This is a genomic window from Aeromonas sp. 603404, assembly GCF_049171775.1.
In the GTDB taxonomy this organism is placed as follows: domain Bacteria; phylum Pseudomonadota; class Gammaproteobacteria; order Enterobacterales; family Aeromonadaceae; genus Aeromonas; species Aeromonas veronii_A.
Map to the genome: position 1 here is coordinate 27,465 of NZ_JAAKPE010000018.1, position 15,405 is coordinate 42,869.

Genomic DNA, 15,405 nt, shown 5'->3' on the forward strand with positions numbered 1-15,405 from the left:
GTGTCGAATGAAGGCGTGGTGGATTTACACCAGAGCATCACTCCTCGCTACGCCCAGCCCCCCGGCAGCAAATGTCCTGCTACTCCGGTTGCAGCGGTTCCGCCACCTTGCCCTCCAGCTTCCTGACCGGCTTTTGCAGGATCAGGTTGGCCGGATAGGTGACCAGATCGCCGTTGTCATCACGTACCCGCACGTAGAAGAGGCCAATCTCGGTGATGACACCGGTGACCGAATCATCCTTGTCGAGGATGCGGATCCGGTCGCCAATCTTGTAGGGGAATGCGAAGAAGATGGTGATGCTGGCGGTGATGTTGGAGAGGATCGACCACTGGGCGACCATGGCGACCCCCAATACTGCAAAGAAGGAGGACGCGAGCACCACCAGTCGGGAGAAATCGAGCCCCCACACCCCGGCCAGCACCAGCAGGGTGGCGCAGCCGAGCAGGAAGTGGAACACATGGGCCACGTAGAGCACCCGGTTCTCGCTCACCTGCCTGCTCTGGCCGAGCGCCAGCAGGCTCTTGTGAATAAGCCGACGGATCAGGGTATGACCCAGCAACAGCAGCAGGGTCAGGCCAATTGATTGCCACATGGGTTATGCCTCCTTACCACCAGCGTCGATGTTTGAGCCAGATAGCCAGCCCGCTTGCCAGCGCCACCAAGGATCCGCAGAAGACCCAGAAAGCGGTCGGATTCTCGGCCCCGGGGATACCGCCGAGGTTGATGCCAAACAGGCCGGTCAGGAAGCTGGCAGGCAAAAAGAGCAGTGCCATCACCGACATCTGGTAGGCGCGGCGGTTGGTCGCCTCCGCCATCAGATTGTTGATCTCGTCTGCCAGCACGGCGGTGCGCGCCACCCCGGCATCGAGGTCATCGAGCCAGCGCCGCAGCCGATCGGCGATATCGAGCAGACGACGGCGATCATCCTCATCCAGCCAGCTGATCTTCTCGTTGGCCAGCCGCGCCACCAGATCCCGCTGGGGGGAGAGGTAACGACGGATCATGATGAGCTGCTTGCGGATCAGCGCCAGCCGGCCATTGGCGGGCATGTCGCGCATCAGCACCATCTCCTCCAAATCGAGGATCTTGTCGTGCAGCTCCTCGACAAACTCCCCCGCCCGGTCGGTCAGGGCATCGCAGATCTCCACCAGCCAGTCGGCCGGGGTATCGGCGCCGCCCCCCAGCTTGAGCTGGTTGAAGACATCCTGCTCGGAGAGCAGCGGACGACGACGGCTGCTGATGATGAGATCCGGGGTGATGAAGATGCGCAGCGCCACCATCTCTTCGGGCCTGTGATCCTTGTTGTGGTTGATGCCGCGCAGGATCAGCAGCACCGTCTCCCCCATCCGCACCAGCTTGGGACGATTGCTCTGGCCGAGCAGCGACTCCCTGGCCGCCTCGCTGAGCAAGGGGGTCTGCAACAGCCAGCGCGCCGAATCGGGATTGCCGTAATCCAGATGCAGCCAGCCGGGATGTCCCGCCGGGACTTCGCTTCCCGCCGTCAGCGGCGCCATGCCACCCTTGCCATCCAGGGTCAGGGCATAAATCACTTCACCGGGCACCCGATCCATCTCGTCTCCTTCTCGTTTCATGTGCTGGCCCCAGCTTACACCAAAGGCGGGGCCGACTCAGCCCCGCGCCTGGAAGGGGAGGCCTGTGTTAACATGGCCGCTCTCGTTTTCCATCCGCTTTCACTACAGGAAACCATGCCATGCCCATCTGGGTTGATGCCGATGCCTGCCCCATTCCGGTCAAGGAGATCCTCTACCGCGCCGCCCACCGCGCCCAGGTCGTCACCACCCTGGTGGCCAATCAGGGATTGCGGGTGCCCCCCTCGCCCTTCATCAAAACCCAGCAGGTGGAGAAGGGATTCGATGTGGCTGATCATGTCATCGCCCAGCAGGTTCAACTCGGCGATCTGGTGATCACCGGCGACATCCCCCTCGCCTCCTGGGTGATCGATGCCGGTGGCGAGGCGCTCAATCCCCGTGGCGAGATCTACACCCGCGAGACCATCAAGGCGCGGCTCGGCATGCGCAACTTTATGGAAGAGCTGCGCTCGGCCGGGGTGCAGACCGGCGGCCCGGCCCCCTTCAATGCCGCCGACAAGCAGCGTTTTGCCAATGCCCTCGACAAGTGGCTGGTCAAAGGCAAGTTATAAATAGGCTATAAAGGCGCCCAATTTGGGCGCTTTTTCGCCGTAACATCCTGATTTTTAAAATAAGAGCTGACCACAACCGTCAGGCTGGTAAGATGCGCCGCCATCTTGTCCACGCCGTAATCATCATGACCGCCCAAGGGCACCTGCTCTTCTCCGTTACCTGCACCCTGATCGCCCACAAACTGCAGCTCACTCCGGCGCTGGCCGATGCCAGCCTGTGGCAGACAATCCCTGCCGCGCTGGCCAGCGCCCTGTTGCCCGACCTCGACCACCCCAAATCGGTGCTGGGGCAGCGCCTGCCGTGGATCTCGAAACCTCTGTCGCGGCTGTTCGGCCATCGCGGCTTCACCCACAGTCTGCTGGCGGTCGTCGCCGCCGTCTGGGGGCTGAACCAGAGCCTGCCGCCGGACACCCTGCCCATGGGGGTCAAGGATGCGCTGATCGTCGGCTACCTCAGCCATCTGCTGGGGGACTGGCTCACCCCGGCGGGCATTCCGCTCTTCTGGCCCATCAAGCGCCGTTACCGCCTGCCGGGCTGGCCGCTGCGCAGCGGCGGTGCCATCGAAACCGGCTTTTGCACCCTCACCTTGCTGGTCGCCGGCTGGTGGTGCGGCTGGCGGCTGTGAGCCAGAAACAAAAAAGCCCCTGACGAGGTCAGGGGCCCAAGCAGTGGTGCGAACCACTAAAGGATCAGATCATGATGCCTGCGATAACGGCAGAGAGCAGGCTGACCAGGGTAGAACCGTAGACCAGCTTCAGGCCGAAGCGGGAAACCATGTTGCCCTTCTCTTCGTTCAGCGCTTTTACCGCACCGGCGATGATGCCGATGGAGCTGAAGTTGGCGAAAGAGACCATGAAGATGGAGAGGATGCCGACGGTACGCGGGGAGAGCTCGGCAGCAATCTTGCCCAGATCCATCATGGCCACGAACTCGTTGGTCACCAGCTTGGTCGCCATGATGGAACCCGCTTGCAGCGCTTCACCACTCGGAATACCCAGGATCCAGGCGATTGGATAGAAGAGGTAGCCCATGACGTACTGGAAGTTGACACCAAACGCCAGCTCGAACAGGTAGTTGACCAGGGCAATCAAGGCGATAAAGCCCACCAGCATGGCCGCCACGATAACGGCCACGGAAAAACCGGCCATGATGTACTCGCCCAGCATCTCGAAGAAGTTCTCTCTCTTCGGCGTATGGTGCTCGTCGCCCTCGGCCAGCGCCTTGGCATCGGTCACGGTATTGTCCGGCTCGTAGGGGTTGATCAGCGACAGCACGACAAAGGTGCTGAACATGTTGAGCACCAGCGCAGCCACCACGTAACGCGGCTCGATCAGCTGCATGTAGGCACCGACGATGGACATGGAGACGGTGGACATCGCCGTCGCCGCCAGGGTGTACATCTGCTTCTCGTTCAGGTGCGGCAGGATGTTCTTGAGCGCGATGAAGTTCTCGGATTGACCGACGATCATGGAGCTGATGGCGTTGAAGGACTCCAGCTTGCCCATGCCGTTGATCTTGGCCAACACGGTACCGATACCGCGGATCACCAGCGGCAACAGGCGGATGTACTGCAGAATACCGATCAACACGGAGATGAAGACGATGGGCATCAACACCATCAGGAAGAAGGTAAATGAACCTTCATTCATCATGCCGCCAAATACAAAGTCGGTTCCCTGCTTGGCAAACTCCATCAGCTTGGTGAAGCCGGCCGCGAAGCCACCCACCACAGCCAGACCCACTTCCGAGTTCAACATGAACCAGGCCAGCGCCAGCTCGACCACCAGCAGTTGGCCGATATAACGCAGCTTGATCTGTCTCCAGTTGTGGCGGTTAGCCAGCAGAGAAAGAGCGAGGACCATCACCAGTCCGAGCACAAAGTGAACGTATTCCATACCTGTAGCACCTGAGTAAATTGTAATTTTTGACCGGCGCCATCATAGACATTTGCACATTTAAAAATCAGATAGCCATCACAATCCCGCGCAATATTATGGAGGCAGGATAATACAAACGTTTTTAAATTAATTGTGCAATGAGCTGATATTAATCGCGCAACATAGAAATATAAATTCCTTTAAAAAACATCGTACTGAGTAAGGCTGGTGCCGTTTTCATGTTCTTTGAAAATATTTCATCAGCATTTTCGCAACATTCCCTGTGGCGCAGTAACCGTTCGTGAAATATTTCCCAATCATTATATTAAAATACTGAAAATAGAAAACGTTTATCCACGATAAATAATTAGATGAGTGTTTGAAAAATAGTCCTTATCGCATTGTCGGTGATCGTCCGCGGTCGGTTTGGCAACAAATGAACCTTTCATTGCCCCTCGTGGCCAGCCGTTCAAAAATCCGCCACATCCGGCGCCACATTCTGGTATGATGCGCGGCCTTAGCGCTCGCGCATCCCCGTTTTCTCCGAAATAGAGTCCTTTTGTGAACAACAGCGAATTTAGCAGCCTCAATCTCTCCCCCGCCCTGCAAGAGAACCTCACCAGCCTGGGTTACCTGCAGATGACCCCGATCCAGGCCCAGAGCCTGCCCCTGGTGCTCGATGGCAAAGACCTGATCGCCAAGGCAAAAACCGGCAGCGGCAAGACCGCCGCCTTCGGCCTCGGCCTGCTGGCCAAGCTCAACGTCAACCGCCTCGAAGTGCAGGCGCTGGTGCTCTGCCCGACCCGCGAACTGGCGGATCAGGTGGCTCAGGAGATCCGTCGTCTGGCGCGCGCCCTGCCCAACGTCAAGCTGGTGACCCTGTGCGGCGGCACCCCGACCGCACCGCAGTCCGCCACCCTGAGCTTTGGTGCCCACATCGCCGTCGGTACCCCGGGTCGTATTCTCAAGCATCTGGAGCAAGGCACGCTGGAGCTATCCGGCCTCAAGACGCTGGTGCTGGATGAAGCGGATCGCATGCTGGACATGGGCTTTGGCGAAGATATCAACCGGGTCATCAGCTATGCCCCCCAGCAGCGCCAGACCCTGCTCTTCTCCGCCACCTATCCGGAAGGGATCGCCCAGATGAGCCGCGGCGTGCAGCGCAATCCGGTCGAGGTGAGCGTCGAGTCCCTGCACGAGGGGAGCGCCATCGAACAGAAGCTCTACGAAGTGCCTGCCGGTCAGCGCCTCGACGCCCTCACCTGGCTGCTGAGTCACTACCAGCCCAGCTCCTGCGTGGTGTTCTGCAACACCAAGCGCGCCTGTAACGACGTGGCCGACCATCTGGCCGCCAAGGGCTTCTCGGCGCTGGCGCTGAATGGCGATCTGGAACAGCGCGAGCGGGATCAGGTGCTGGTGCGCTTTGCCAACGGCAGCGCCACCATTCTGGTGGCCACCGATGTGGCGGCCCGCGGCCTCGACATCAAGGAGCTGGGCGCCGTCATCAACTACGAGCTGACCTATGATCCGGAAGTGCACGTGCACCGCATCGGTCGTACCGGTCGTGCTGGCCAGCAGGGTCTGGCCCTGAGCCTCTATCAGCCGAACGAAGCCCAGCGCGTCAACTTTATCGAAGAGTACCAGCAGGCTCCGATGCCGCTGGGTGATCTCGACAGCATCGGCCGCGACATCAAGCCGATCGCCCCGCAGATGGTGACCCTCTCCATCGATGCAGGCCGCAAGACCAAGGTGCGGGCCGGTGACATTCTGGGCGCGCTGACCGGCGAAGGCGGCATTACCGGCGCCGATGTGGGCAAGATCCAGATCTCCGAACAGTACTCCTACGTCGCGGTGAAGCGCAGCGTGGCGAGCGCCGCCCTCAAGCGGTTGCAGGAAGGCAAGATCAAGGGTCGCAGCTACCGCGCCCGCAAACTGGGCTAAGGTTCTTTGCAAGCCGTTAGCCAGACCACAGGCGCCTGACAGGCGCCTGTTTCATATCTCCGATGCCGCCATGCGGCAAGACAGGCACCATGACCCAAGCAATCCAAACCGATGTGAGCTGCCAGAACTGCGAAGCCTGCTGCTGCCGCCTCGAAGTGATGCTCTTTACCGATACCGGCGTGCCGGACCGTTATGTACTGGAACGGGATGGCGAGATACCGGTCATGCGCCGGCTGGACGATGGCTGGTGCGCCGCCCTCGACCGCAACACCATGATGTGCCGTATCTACGAGGTGCGACCGCTGATCTGCCGGGAATTCGAAATGGGTGAACCCGACTGCGTTGACGAACGGGACAAGTGGTTTATCAAGCTGGATTGAGCCAAGGCCAGTCAGGATAAGGGTGGTCAAACGCTCGCAGGTTCACAGGGAGCGGTGTTGAGCTGCTCCCCCAGCCACTGGATGGCCGCTGCCTCCTGCTCGAAGTAACGTACCGCCCGAAAGGGCAATCCCTTGAAGATGTTATCCGCCAGATAGCGCTTGAAGCCCCCTACGAAAACCACCGCCAGAAACTGACAGCCACTCTCGGCACACCAGCCAAACTGGCGACGAAAACGGGCCAGCACCTCGGGCCCGGCCGCTTCAAACTCGGTCGCGACCTCGACAATCCCCCAGGGGCCATCCATCAGACCGACCAGTTCGTGACGAAAGCGCGCCTCATAGGCCATGGCGCCTGCCAGATTGAAGGGACCACTCGGGCGGCAGATCAGCATCTGACCCCTGCGCTCCATGTCAAATTGCCCATGTGGCTGCATGACTGCTCCCATTCCGTTACCACCACCATCACCTGCAAATTGTTACCACAAGGTAATAATTTATAAGGAAAAGTCCAGCAGCAAACTGGCTTTCCCCAAAGTGTGCTCATCCTATCCAGCAAACCGTCGGCACCTCATGTTACCGACATCCCGCACCGAACCGAACTCATGATGTGTGATTGCAGTTAACGAAACGTTACTGCTATTATCCGCGCCGCCACAAACATTCCACCTGCCGAAAGGTTTGGCACCCCAACAAGGATGTGCAATGAAAAACAGGGACTCGAGTCATTACCAACGGATCTGGCGCTGGCACTTCTACGCCGGTCTCTTTGTCGCCCCTTTCCTGATCCTGCTGTCACTGACCGGGATCGTCTATCTGTTCAAACCCCAGCTCGACAACCTGATGTACCCCGAGCTGATGAAGGTCGCCCCCGCCAGCCAGACCCTGAGTGCCGACCAGCTGCTGGCCAAGGCGATGATGACCATGCCCGATGCCAGCCTGCGTAAATACCTGCCGCCTGTCGCACCCGATCAGAGCGCCCAGTTCATCGTCAATCAGGGGGATCGCGAGCTGACCCTGTTCCTCGATCCCGCCAGCGGCGCCCTGCTCGGCACCATGGACAACAAGTGGAATCTGCAAGCGGTGGCTCGCTCCCTGCACGCCGACCTGCTGCTCGGCACCACGGGGGACAGGCTGATCGAACTGGCGGCAGGCTGGGGGCTGGTACTGCTGCTGAGCGGCCTCTACCTCTGGTGGCCACGCAAGGGGCCCGGGGTGGGCGGCATCCTCTGGCCCAGAGTGAACCAGCGCGGACGCCTTTGGTGGCGGGATCTGCACGCAGTGGTCGGCTTCTGGGGAGCCGGTTTCCTGCTGCTATTGCTGCTGAGCGGCATGACCTGGACCGGTTTCTGGGGCGATCAGTTTGCTGCGGTCTGGAACCGCTTCCCCGCCGCCATGTGGAACGAGGCGCCCAAATCGGCACCGCTGGCCCGCAGCCTGAATCAAGCCCATGAGCAGACCGTTCCCTGGGCGGTGGAGAACACCCCCATGCCCAGCTCGCAGCCGGTCGATGAGGGGCACGATCACGGTGCCATGAACCACGGCGAGCATGAGGGAGTGGTGATGGCCAGCCAGCGGATCCCGCTGCAACAGGTGGTGGATATCGCCACTGCCCGGAAGGTGAGTCCGGGGTACAGCATCACCCCGCCGGTCGGCACCACCGGCGTCTACACCATCGCCCTGTTTGCCGACGATCCACGCAACGACGCCACCCTGCATATCGATCAATACAGCGGCAAGGTGCTGGCCGATGTGCGCTGGCAGGATTACGGCACGGTTGCCAAGACGGTGGAGAGCGGCGTCATGCTGCACATGGGCAAGCTCTACGGCTGGCCCCATCAGCTGGCCATGCTGACCATCTGCCTGATGGTGCTGGCCAGCGCCGTGAGTGGTCTGTGGATCTGGTGGTGCCGCCGTCCGCAGGGCCGTCTCGCCGCGTCGCCACTGCCTGCCAAACTCCCGCCGATGCGCGGTGCCATCGCCCTGCTCATTTTGCTGGGGATCGCCTTCCCGCTGGTCGGCGCCTCCATGGTCGCCATCTGGCTGCTGGATACCCTGCTCTTCTCCCGCCGCACGCTCAAGGTGGCGCGCGCCAGCTAAACCGGCCAAAACCAAAAAGGGCTCCCATCTCGGGAGCCCTTTTCATTGTTCGCCTTGGCGTTTGCGCCCCCCGTCAGGATAGCGCCAACCCGATGGAGAGCAGCAGGCTGAACAGAAAGGCGCTGATGGCGGTCTTCTTGAGGGAACCGGTCAGCACCTCGCCATCGTAGCTTTCGCGAAGAGTCTTGGCCGCATCGCTGAGAGGCTTCATGGCGGGCAGGAAGATCCACGGCCAGAAACTGGCGGGCTGGATCAGGATAAAGGCGATGGTGGCCAGCAGCGCCGCCCCCAGCAACACCCACTGATAGGCGATGGCGCGGTTGCGGCCAAGGCGCACCGCCAGGGTGATCTTGCCGCTGGCGGCGTCGGTCTCGATGTCGCGCACATTGTTGATATTGAGCACGGCGGTGGCCAGCAGGCCACAAGCGGTGGCGGGCAGCAGCAGATCCCACTCCAGCGTCTTGGTGAAGAGGTAGTAGGAGCCGAGCACCCCGAGCAGGCCGAAGAATAAGAACACCGAGATATCGCCAAACCCGCGATAGCCGTAGGGAGTCTTGCCGACCGTGTAGGTCACCGCCGCAACAATGGCCGCACCACCCAGCACTACAAATGCCAAAATCTGCAGCCACTGGCCGCCGAAGGCGCAGCCGAGCAGCAGCAGGCCACTGGCCACCGCCGCCAGCGCGGTCATCCCCATCGCCACGCACATCTGCTTTTTGGTGATAAGGCCGGAGACCACCGCCCGCTGCGGGCCGATCCGCTCGCCGTTGTCGGCGCCGGAGACCGCATCGCCGTAATCGTTGGCCAGATTGGAGAGGATCTGCAGCAGGATGGCGGTCAGCAGAGAGAGCGCCATGATGGTGCCATCGAAGGCACCACGACTGGCAGCCAGCCCCGAGCCCAGCAGGATGGAAGAGCAGGCGAGCGGCAATGTTCGCAAACGCGCCGCCAGCAACCAAACAGAGAAGGTATTTGTCATTTTGTGATGGCCAAACAATCGGATATTGATCGTGTTAAGGGTTATCGAACCGGATTTGGGTATACTTGGCCCCGGAGAGTGAAGCTCCCGCGGGCGATTTACATGGACGAATGGGCAGATAATATATAGGAAATCATCGCCCTTTGGCATAAACCTACGGCATCCAGCTACCGGATCGCTCGTTACTACCCGGCTCAGACAAGAATCCATGTTGGCTCAGACCCATATCAAGCAACAACTGGACGCCCTGCGTCACAGCAACGTCAGCGGCTTCGTACGGTTGAGAGTGGCGATCGAAATCCGCTCCTTTCTGGGCTGGCTCGCGGCGCAAACCCTCTATCCCCGCATCTACTGGCAGGCCCGTGGAGAGGCTCGTCCCGAGTATGTCGCGCTGGGCGCCATCCATGAACTGACCGAGCCGCACGCCATCAAGCAGGTGTGTACTAACACAGCCAACCAGCATCATGACGACAGCCCCCGCTACTATGGCGGACTGGCGTTCGATCCGGCCCAATCCGGCTGGCAAGGGTTTGGCCCCTGCCGTTTCGTGCTGCCTCGCATCGAGCTGGTGCGCCGTGGTGAGTGCGTCAGTCTCTGCCTCAACCTCTGGCTGGAAGAAAACAATCTCGAGGCCGAACTGCAGGCGGCCGAAGTCGCCCTCGATACCCTGCGCCCGGAAGCCCCGCTGCCCGCCCTGCAAAAGCAGCCCTGGCAGCGACAGGATTGCCCCGGCCCCGCCCAGTGGCAGACGCTGGTGGAGCGCGTCACCGCCTCCGATTTTCAGGCCCACACTCCCAAGGTGGTGCTGTCGCGGGAGAGCCTGCTGACCAGTCCGAACCATGATGCAGACATCAATCCCTGGGCCATGCTCGACCAGTGGGCCCGCCACGCCCAAGACTGCTTCCACTTCGGTTTTCAATTCTCTCCCGAGCAGGCTTTTATCGCCTGTTCTCCCGAGCGGCTCTACCGCCGGGAAGATCGCCACCTCTTTACCGAGGCGCTGGCGGGCACCATCCGCCGCTCCGGCGATGAAGAGGTCGATGCCCAACTTGCCGCCGAGCTGCTGGCCGACAGCAAGAACCGGCTGGAGAACCGGCTGGTACATGCCGACATCCTCAGCCGTCTGGCGCCACTGACCCACGATGCCACCCTGACAGAGCCGCGCATTCTCAAACTGCGGCTGCTGCAGCATCTCAAGTGCGATATCGAAGCCGAGCTCAAGCCCGGGGTCTGCGACTGGCAGTTGCTCGACGCCCTCCACCCGACGCCGGCGGTGGGCGGCGCTCCGCGCGAGGCAGCGCTCACCTTTATTCGCGAGTTCGAACCCTACGATCGGGGCTGGTACGCCGGTGCCTGCGGCATGCTGAGTCGGGAGACTTCCGAGTTCTCGGTCGCCATTCGCAGCGCCCGCATTCAGCCGGGCAGCGTCACCCTGTTTGCCGGTGCCGGCATTGTCGCCGGTTCCGAGCCTGTCGCCGAGTGGGCCGAACTCGACAACAAGATCGCCAATGTGCTCTCCCTGCTGGGATAGTCATTCACCCTTTTCACGCTACGAGAGCCCCTATGCCCACCCGTAAAGAGCCTGCCAGCGAAGAGTTTGCCTGCACACCGTTTTCGAGCCAGCACGCCACCTTCAACCACGTCTGGTCCTCCCTCTTGCTGGAGGAGCTCTTTCGCCTCGGGGTGCGCGACATCGCGCTGGCCCCCGGCTCCCGCTCCGCGCCGCTGACCATGGCGGCCGCGGCCCATCAGGGCTTTCGTCGTCACCTGCACTTTGACGAGCGCGGTCTCGGCTTTATGGCGCTCGGGCTGGCCAAGGGGAGCAACCGGCCGGTGGCGGTGATCATGACCTCGGGTACTGCGGTGGCCAACCTCTGGCCCGCCGTGGCAGAGGCCCAGCTCACCGGCGTGCCGCTCATCATCCTCTCGGCCGACCGGCCGCCCGAGCTCATCGACAACGGGGCCAACCAGGCCATCGACCAGCAGGGGATCTTCGGCCGCTACCCCGTCTATCAGCAGAACCTGCCGAGCCCCACCGCCACCATCCCGGCCGCCTTCGTGCTGAGCTCGGTGGACCAAGCCTTGGCCAAGCAGGTGCTCACCCCCGGGGTGGTGCACTTCAACTGCATGTACCCCGAGCCCCTCTACCCGGGCGAGCACTATCAGGATTTCTCCGACTATCTGGCCCCCCTCGGTGACTGGCTCAACTCGCGCAAGCCATGGAGCCCGTGGCAGCAAAACGAGCCGACCTGCCCCCCTCAGGCGGAGTGGGAAACCTTTCGGCAACAGCGCGGCATTATTGTCGCCGGCAGGATCACTGACACCGAACAGGCACAAGTGGTCGCCGAACTGGCAGAGCAACTTGGCTGGCCGCTGCTGGCGGATCTGCAGAGCCAGATCCGCTTCGACAGCCGCAACCTCATCCACATGGATATGGCGCTCAACGACCCTGAATTCGTCGCCGAGCTGGGTCGCGCCGAGGTGCTGCTGCAATTTGGCGCGCGGCTTGTTTCCAAGCGGCTTGGCCAGTTCATCAAACACCATTCATGGCAGGATTACTGGCTGGTGGATCCGCAACCGGCGCGGCTCGATCCCGACTACCGGCTGCGCAACCGGCTGCTCTGCAGTGCCAGCGCCTTTGCTGCGGCCCATCCGGTCACCACACAAGCCCCTTGGCACACATTGGCCGAGCTGCAACACAACGCCAGCCAGCAGATCGCCGCTGCCTGCGAGCACTTCTCCGAGCTTGGGGTCAGCCATCGCCTCAACCGCCTGATCGAAGGCCAACTTTTTGTCGGCAACAGCATGCCCGCCCGACTGATGGATATGCTCGGCGAAACGGGCAAGGGGCCGAGCCGGGTGATGACCAACCGTGGCGCCTCCGGCATCGATGGCCTGATCGCCACCGCCTACGGGTTTGCCCAATCAATCGAGCAGGACAGTGATGAGCCTACCACCCTGCTGCTTGGGGATCTCAGCGCCCTGCACGATCTCAATAGCCTCGCCCTGCTCAGCAAGGCGAGTCGACCGCTGGTGGTGATCCTGCTCAACAACGATGGCGGCAGCATCTTTCGTATGTTGCCGGTGCCCACCGAAGGGGAGCTGCTGGAGAGCTACTACCGGCTGCCCCACGGCCTCAGCTTTGAACATGCTGCCGCCATGTTTGGCCTCGCCTATCGGGCGCCGACCACCCTGCCCGAGTTCGAACGCGATTACAGCGCCGCCCTCCAACATGGCGTTACCTTGATCGAGATCCGGGTACCGAGCGAGCAGGTGGCCGATGATCTCAAGGCGCTGGGGGCCGCCATCCGTGGTAAATAAAGATGCCAATGTGCCGCTGGTGCTGCTGCACGGCCTGCTGGGGGATGGCGGCGACTGGCAACCGGTGATCGACCGGATGCCCGCCATCCACTGCATTGCCCTCGATCTGCCGGGTCACGGCCAGCATAGCGCTCTCAACGTCAGCGACTTTGAACAGAGCCACCAGTGGCTGGTTGCCGAGCTGGCCAGCCGCAATATTGAACGCTATCTGCTGGCGGGTTACTCGCTGGGGGGGCGACTGGCCCTCTATCACGCCAGCCGTGAGCCCGCCGGGCTGCGGGGGCTGCTGCTGGAGAACTGCCACCCGGGGTTACCGGCCAGTGAACGGGCCGCCCGCATCCAGCACGATGAACAGTGGGCGCGGCGCTTCGAGCAGGAGCCCCTGGCTGACGTGCTGGCAGACTGGTACCGGCAAGGGGTGTTTGCCGATCTCGACGACGCGGCCCGGGCCCGCCAGATCGCCCGCCGCCTTGGCAACGACGGTCAGGGCATCGCCACCATGCTGCGCGCCACCTCGCTAGGCAAGCAGCCGGATCTCGCCCCCTGGCTCATGGCTAGCCAGCTGCCGGTTACTTATGTGAGTGGCAAGCGGGATCACAAATTCCATCAGCTGGCTTGCCAGCTGGCGAACCAGGATCGCAGAATCAACCACTTGGTGCTGGATGGCGGCCATAATCTGCACGCCCATCAGCCTGATAACTTTGCCCGACTCCTCGCGGAGTGGGTCAACCAACAAGAAGAGACGAGTCATGATTGAAGCAATGACGGAAGCTGAACTGTATGCACCTGTTCAACATGCCGGGATTGCTCAACTCTGTGTTCAACTCGGTGCTCAACTGCACTCTCCCAGATCAGAAGGAAAAAACCATGATTGAAGCAATGACGGAAGCGGAACTGTACGCTCCGGTTGAGTGGCAAGATTGCTCCGCCGGTTACGAGGACATCCTCTATCACAAGTCCAACGATGGCATTGCCAAGATCACCATCAACCGTCCCCAGGTGCGCAACGCCTTCCGTCCCCGTACCGTCAAAGAGATGCTGCAGGCGCTGGCCGATGCCCGTTATGACGATCAGATCGGCACCATCATCCTGACCGGTTTTGGCGAGAAAGCCTTCTGCGCTGGCGGCGACCAGAAGATCCGTGGCGACTACGGTGGATACCGGGATGACGAGGGGACTCACCACCTCAACGTGCTCGACTTCCAGCGCGACATCCGCACCTGTCCGAAACCTGTGGTTGCCATGGTGGCCGGTTACGCGGTCGGTGGCGGCCACGTGCTGCACATGATGTGTGACCTGACCATCGCCGCCGACAACGCCCAGTTTGGCCAGACCGGCCCGAAAGTAGGCTCCTTCGACGGCGGTTGGGGTGCTTCCTACATGGCTCGCATCGTCGGCCAGAAGAAAGCCCGCGAAATCTGGTTCCTCTGCCGCATGTACGATGCCCGGCAAGCCCTCGACATGGGTCTGGTCAACACTGTTGTGCCGCTGGCTGAACTGGAGCGCGAAACTGTGCGCTGGTGCCGTGAAATGCTGCAAAACAGCCCGATGGCGCTGCGTTGCCTGAAAGCGGCGCTCAACGCTGACTGTGATGGTCAGGCGGGCTTGCAGGAGCTCGCGGGCAATGCCACCATGCTCTTCTACATGACCGAAGAGGGTCAGGAAGGCCGCAACGCCTTCAACGAAAAGCGTCGCCCAGACTTCTCCAAATACAAGCGGAACCCCTGATGACACTCGCCCTGTATCGCTATCAACTGCCTTTTACCCAGCCACTGACCTTTCACGGCAAGGTGGAGGTGGCGCGAGAGGGGCTGTTGGTGCGCATCAACGACGGCTGGGGGGAAATCGCCCCCCTGCCCGGCTTCTCGAAAGAGAGCCTGCAACAGGCAGAGGCAGAAGCCCTTGCCGCGCTGGCGGCCCTGGCCGCCGGCGACACCCCGACCCCTGTGCTGCCGTCGGTGCAATTTGGCCTCGACTGCGCGCGCCGGACATGGCCCGAGCAGCGCAACCCGCTGCCGGAACCCTATCCCCTCATTCAAGGCTCCCCCCAGGAGCTGCTGCGCAACTGGAAAGAGTGGCTGCACCGCACGCCCGGCAAGGCCAAGCTGAAGGTGGCGCGCTACCCGATGCGTGACGAGCTGGCACTGATCCGCCTGCTGTGCGATCGCCTCCCCTCCCTCAAGCTGGTACTGGATGCCAACCAGGGCTGGACTCGCGAGGAGGCGTGGACCTTCTGCGGCCACCTCGACCCGAATCGCATCGAGTATCTGGAAGACCCTTGCGCCGACTTTGCCGACATCGCCTTTGTCGCCAACCGCACCGGCATGCCGGTGGCGCTGGACGAGCTGCTGGCACAAGGCAAGCCGTGGGAGCCGATCCCGCAACTGCGCGCGCTGGTGCTCAAGCCTACCCTGCTCGGTTCACTCGCCAACTGCGAAGCGCTGATCGCCCGCGCCCGCGAACTGCGGCTCAAGGTGATCATCTCCTCCTGCTTCGAATCGGATCTGGGCCTGAACCAGCTCTTTCATCTGGCGGGCGAATGGGCTCCCGAGCAGGCGCCGGGTCTGGATACCCGCCGCTGGATGGCGGGCAATCTGCTGGGGGAAGATGGCAAACCGGATCTTAGCCGACTGGAGCAACTGTATTAA

At 61.7% G+C, this 15,405-nt stretch carries 16 protein-coding genes; 11 read left to right on the forward strand and 5 right to left on the reverse strand.

The genetic code is table 11. The features are described from left to right. Positions 1-79 precede the first annotated feature (79 nt). Both G5306_RS18875 and zntB read right to left on the reverse strand, forming a co-directional pair. A complete protein-coding gene (locus tag G5306_RS18875) occupies positions 80-592 on the reverse strand; it encodes a mechanosensitive ion channel domain-containing protein (RefSeq protein WP_005354921.1) in 513 nt (170 codons plus the stop codon). Between the two features lie 13 nt (positions 593-605). Then, the gene (zntB, locus tag G5306_RS18880) at positions 606-1,571 is read right to left on the reverse strand and encodes a zinc transporter ZntB (RefSeq protein ID WP_162506411.1); all 966 of its coding nucleotides are present in this window, start codon (positions 1,569-1,571) and stop codon (positions 606-608) included. A 140-nt stretch (positions 1,572-1,711) separates the two neighbouring features. Between zntB and G5306_RS18885 the strand changes: the two genes are divergently transcribed. After that, on the forward strand, positions 1,712-2,161 hold the full coding sequence (locus tag G5306_RS18885) for a YaiI/YqxD family protein (RefSeq protein WP_421313453.1): 450 nt from the start codon (positions 1,712-1,714) through the stop codon (positions 2,159-2,161). 125 nt (positions 2,162-2,286) lie between these two features. After that, complete coding sequence (locus G5306_RS18890; RefSeq protein ID WP_139408794.1) at positions 2,287-2,787, forward strand: metal-dependent hydrolase; 501 nt, start codon at positions 2,287-2,289, stop codon at positions 2,785-2,787. A 64-nt stretch (positions 2,788-2,851) separates the two neighbouring features. On the opposite strand, the gene G5306_RS18895 is transcribed toward G5306_RS18890, so the two are convergent. After that, the gene (locus tag G5306_RS18895; protein ID WP_216952829.1) at positions 2,852-4,057 is read right to left on the reverse strand and encodes a NupC/NupG family nucleoside CNT transporter; all 1,206 of its coding nucleotides are present in this window, start codon (positions 4,055-4,057) and stop codon (positions 2,852-2,854) included. A gap of 543 nt (positions 4,058-4,600) precedes the next feature. On the opposite strand from G5306_RS18895, the gene dbpA reads away from it, so the two are divergent. Both dbpA and G5306_RS18905 read left to right on the forward strand, forming a co-directional pair. Then, positions 4,601-5,980 (forward strand): ATP-dependent RNA helicase DbpA, encoded by a 1,380-nt coding sequence (dbpA, locus tag G5306_RS18900; protein WP_421313455.1) that lies wholly within the window; start codon positions 4,601-4,603, stop codon positions 5,978-5,980. A gap of 89 nt (positions 5,981-6,069) precedes the next feature. Beyond that, positions 6,070-6,360, forward strand: coding sequence for a YkgJ family cysteine cluster protein (locus tag G5306_RS18905; protein WP_005341481.1), 291 nt, complete (start codon positions 6,070-6,072; stop codon positions 6,358-6,360). 26 nt (positions 6,361-6,386) lie between these two features. Here G5306_RS18905 and G5306_RS18910 read toward each other — a convergent pair whose 3' ends face one another. Beyond that, positions 6,387-6,794: a hypothetical protein gene (locus G5306_RS18910; RefSeq protein ID WP_216960697.1), complete on the reverse strand. Its 408-nt coding sequence runs from the start codon at positions 6,792-6,794 to the stop codon at positions 6,387-6,389. A gap of 268 nt (positions 6,795-7,062) precedes the next feature. On the opposite strand from G5306_RS18910, the gene G5306_RS18915 reads away from it, so the two are divergent. After that, positions 7,063-8,457 (forward strand): PepSY-associated TM helix domain-containing protein, encoded by a 1,395-nt coding sequence (locus G5306_RS18915; protein WP_421313457.1) that lies wholly within the window; start codon positions 7,063-7,065, stop codon positions 8,455-8,457. 73 nt (positions 8,458-8,530) lie between these two features. Here the strand turns inward: G5306_RS18915 and G5306_RS18920 are convergent, their stop codons facing one another. After that, on the reverse strand, positions 8,531-9,436 hold the full coding sequence (locus G5306_RS18920) for a 1,4-dihydroxy-2-naphthoate polyprenyltransferase (protein WP_421313459.1): 906 nt from the start codon (positions 9,434-9,436) through the stop codon (positions 8,531-8,533). A gap of 208 nt (positions 9,437-9,644) precedes the next feature. Here G5306_RS18920 and G5306_RS18925 point away from each other — a divergent pair, with 208 nt between their 5' ends. Genes G5306_RS18925 through menC form a run of 6 tightly spaced genes read left to right on the forward strand, consistent with a single transcriptional unit; the run spans position 9,645 to position 15,405 of the window. Continuing rightward, positions 9,645-10,967: an isochorismate synthase gene (locus G5306_RS18925; RefSeq protein WP_421313461.1), complete on the forward strand. Its 1,323-nt coding sequence runs from the start codon at positions 9,645-9,647 to the stop codon at positions 10,965-10,967. 32 nt (positions 10,968-10,999) lie between these two features. Then, complete coding sequence (gene menD, locus G5306_RS18930) at positions 11,000-12,757, forward strand: 2-succinyl-5-enolpyruvyl-6-hydroxy-3-cyclohexene-1-carboxylic-acid synthase (protein WP_421313463.1); 1,758 nt, start codon at positions 11,000-11,002, stop codon at positions 12,755-12,757. Further along, the gene (gene menH / locus G5306_RS18935) at positions 12,717-13,514 is read left to right on the forward strand and encodes a 2-succinyl-6-hydroxy-2,4-cyclohexadiene-1-carboxylate synthase (protein ID WP_421223864.1); all 798 of its coding nucleotides are present in this window, start codon (positions 12,717-12,719) and stop codon (positions 13,512-13,514) included. The genes menD and menH overlap by 41 nt, the downstream gene beginning before the upstream one ends. Next, the gene (locus G5306_RS18940; RefSeq protein ID WP_265177226.1) at positions 13,507-13,632 is read left to right on the forward strand and encodes a hypothetical protein; all 126 of its coding nucleotides are present in this window, start codon (positions 13,507-13,509) and stop codon (positions 13,630-13,632) included. The genes menH and G5306_RS18940 overlap by 8 nt, the downstream gene beginning before the upstream one ends. Next, a complete protein-coding gene (gene menB, locus G5306_RS18945; RefSeq protein WP_005363149.1) occupies positions 13,625-14,485 on the forward strand; it encodes a 1,4-dihydroxy-2-naphthoyl-CoA synthase in 861 nt (286 codons plus the stop codon). Before G5306_RS18940 ends, menB begins: the two co-directional genes overlap by 8 nt. Next, the gene (menC, locus tag G5306_RS18950) at positions 14,485-15,405 is read left to right on the forward strand and encodes an o-succinylbenzoate synthase (protein WP_421223866.1); all 921 of its coding nucleotides are present in this window, start codon (positions 14,485-14,487) and stop codon (positions 15,403-15,405) included. Before menB ends, menC begins: the two co-directional genes overlap by 1 nt.

Excerpts from the sequence above, each read along its gene's own strand:
- G5306_RS18890 (WP_139408794.1), top strand. The coding sequence starts at position 2,287 with ATGACCGCCCAAGGGCACCTGCTCTTCTCCGTTACCTGCACCCTGATC.
- G5306_RS18895 (WP_216952829.1), bottom strand. The coding sequence starts at position 4,057 with ATGGAATACGTTCACTTTGTGCTCGGACTGGTGATGGTCCTCGCTCTT.
- G5306_RS18920 (WP_421313459.1), bottom strand. The coding sequence starts at position 9,436 with ATGACAAATACCTTCTCTGTTTGGTTGCTGGCGGCGCGTTTGCGAACA.
- G5306_RS18915 (WP_421313457.1), top strand. The coding sequence starts at position 7,063 with ATGAAAAACAGGGACTCGAGTCATTACCAACGGATCTGGCGCTGGCAC.
- G5306_RS18875 (WP_005354921.1), bottom strand. The coding sequence starts at position 592 with ATGTGGCAATCAATTGGCCTGACCCTGCTGCTGTTGCTGGGTCATACC.
- menD (WP_421313463.1), top strand. The coding sequence starts at position 11,000 with ATGCCCACCCGTAAAGAGCCTGCCAGCGAAGAGTTTGCCTGCACACCG.
- G5306_RS18925 (WP_421313461.1), top strand. The coding sequence starts at position 9,645 with ATGTTGGCTCAGACCCATATCAAGCAACAACTGGACGCCCTGCGTCAC.
- menB (WP_005363149.1), top strand. The coding sequence starts at position 13,625 with ATGATTGAAGCAATGACGGAAGCGGAACTGTACGCTCCGGTTGAGTGG.
- menC (WP_421223866.1), top strand. The coding sequence starts at position 14,485 with ATGACACTCGCCCTGTATCGCTATCAACTGCCTTTTACCCAGCCACTG.
- menH (WP_421223864.1), top strand. The coding sequence starts at position 12,717 with ATGATCTCAAGGCGCTGGGGGCCGCCATCCGTGGTAAATAAAGATGCC.
- G5306_RS18910 (WP_216960697.1), bottom strand. The coding sequence starts at position 6,794 with ATGCAGCCACATGGGCAATTTGACATGGAGCGCAGGGGTCAGATGCTG.
- G5306_RS18885 (WP_421313453.1), top strand. The coding sequence starts at position 1,712 with ATGCCCATCTGGGTTGATGCCGATGCCTGCCCCATTCCGGTCAAGGAG.
- zntB (WP_162506411.1), bottom strand. The coding sequence starts at position 1,571 with ATGGATCGGGTGCCCGGTGAAGTGATTTATGCCCTGACCCTGGATGGC.
- G5306_RS18905 (WP_005341481.1), top strand. The coding sequence starts at position 6,070 with ATGACCCAAGCAATCCAAACCGATGTGAGCTGCCAGAACTGCGAAGCC.
- G5306_RS18940 (WP_265177226.1), top strand. The coding sequence starts at position 13,507 with ATGATTGAAGCAATGACGGAAGCTGAACTGTATGCACCTGTTCAACAT.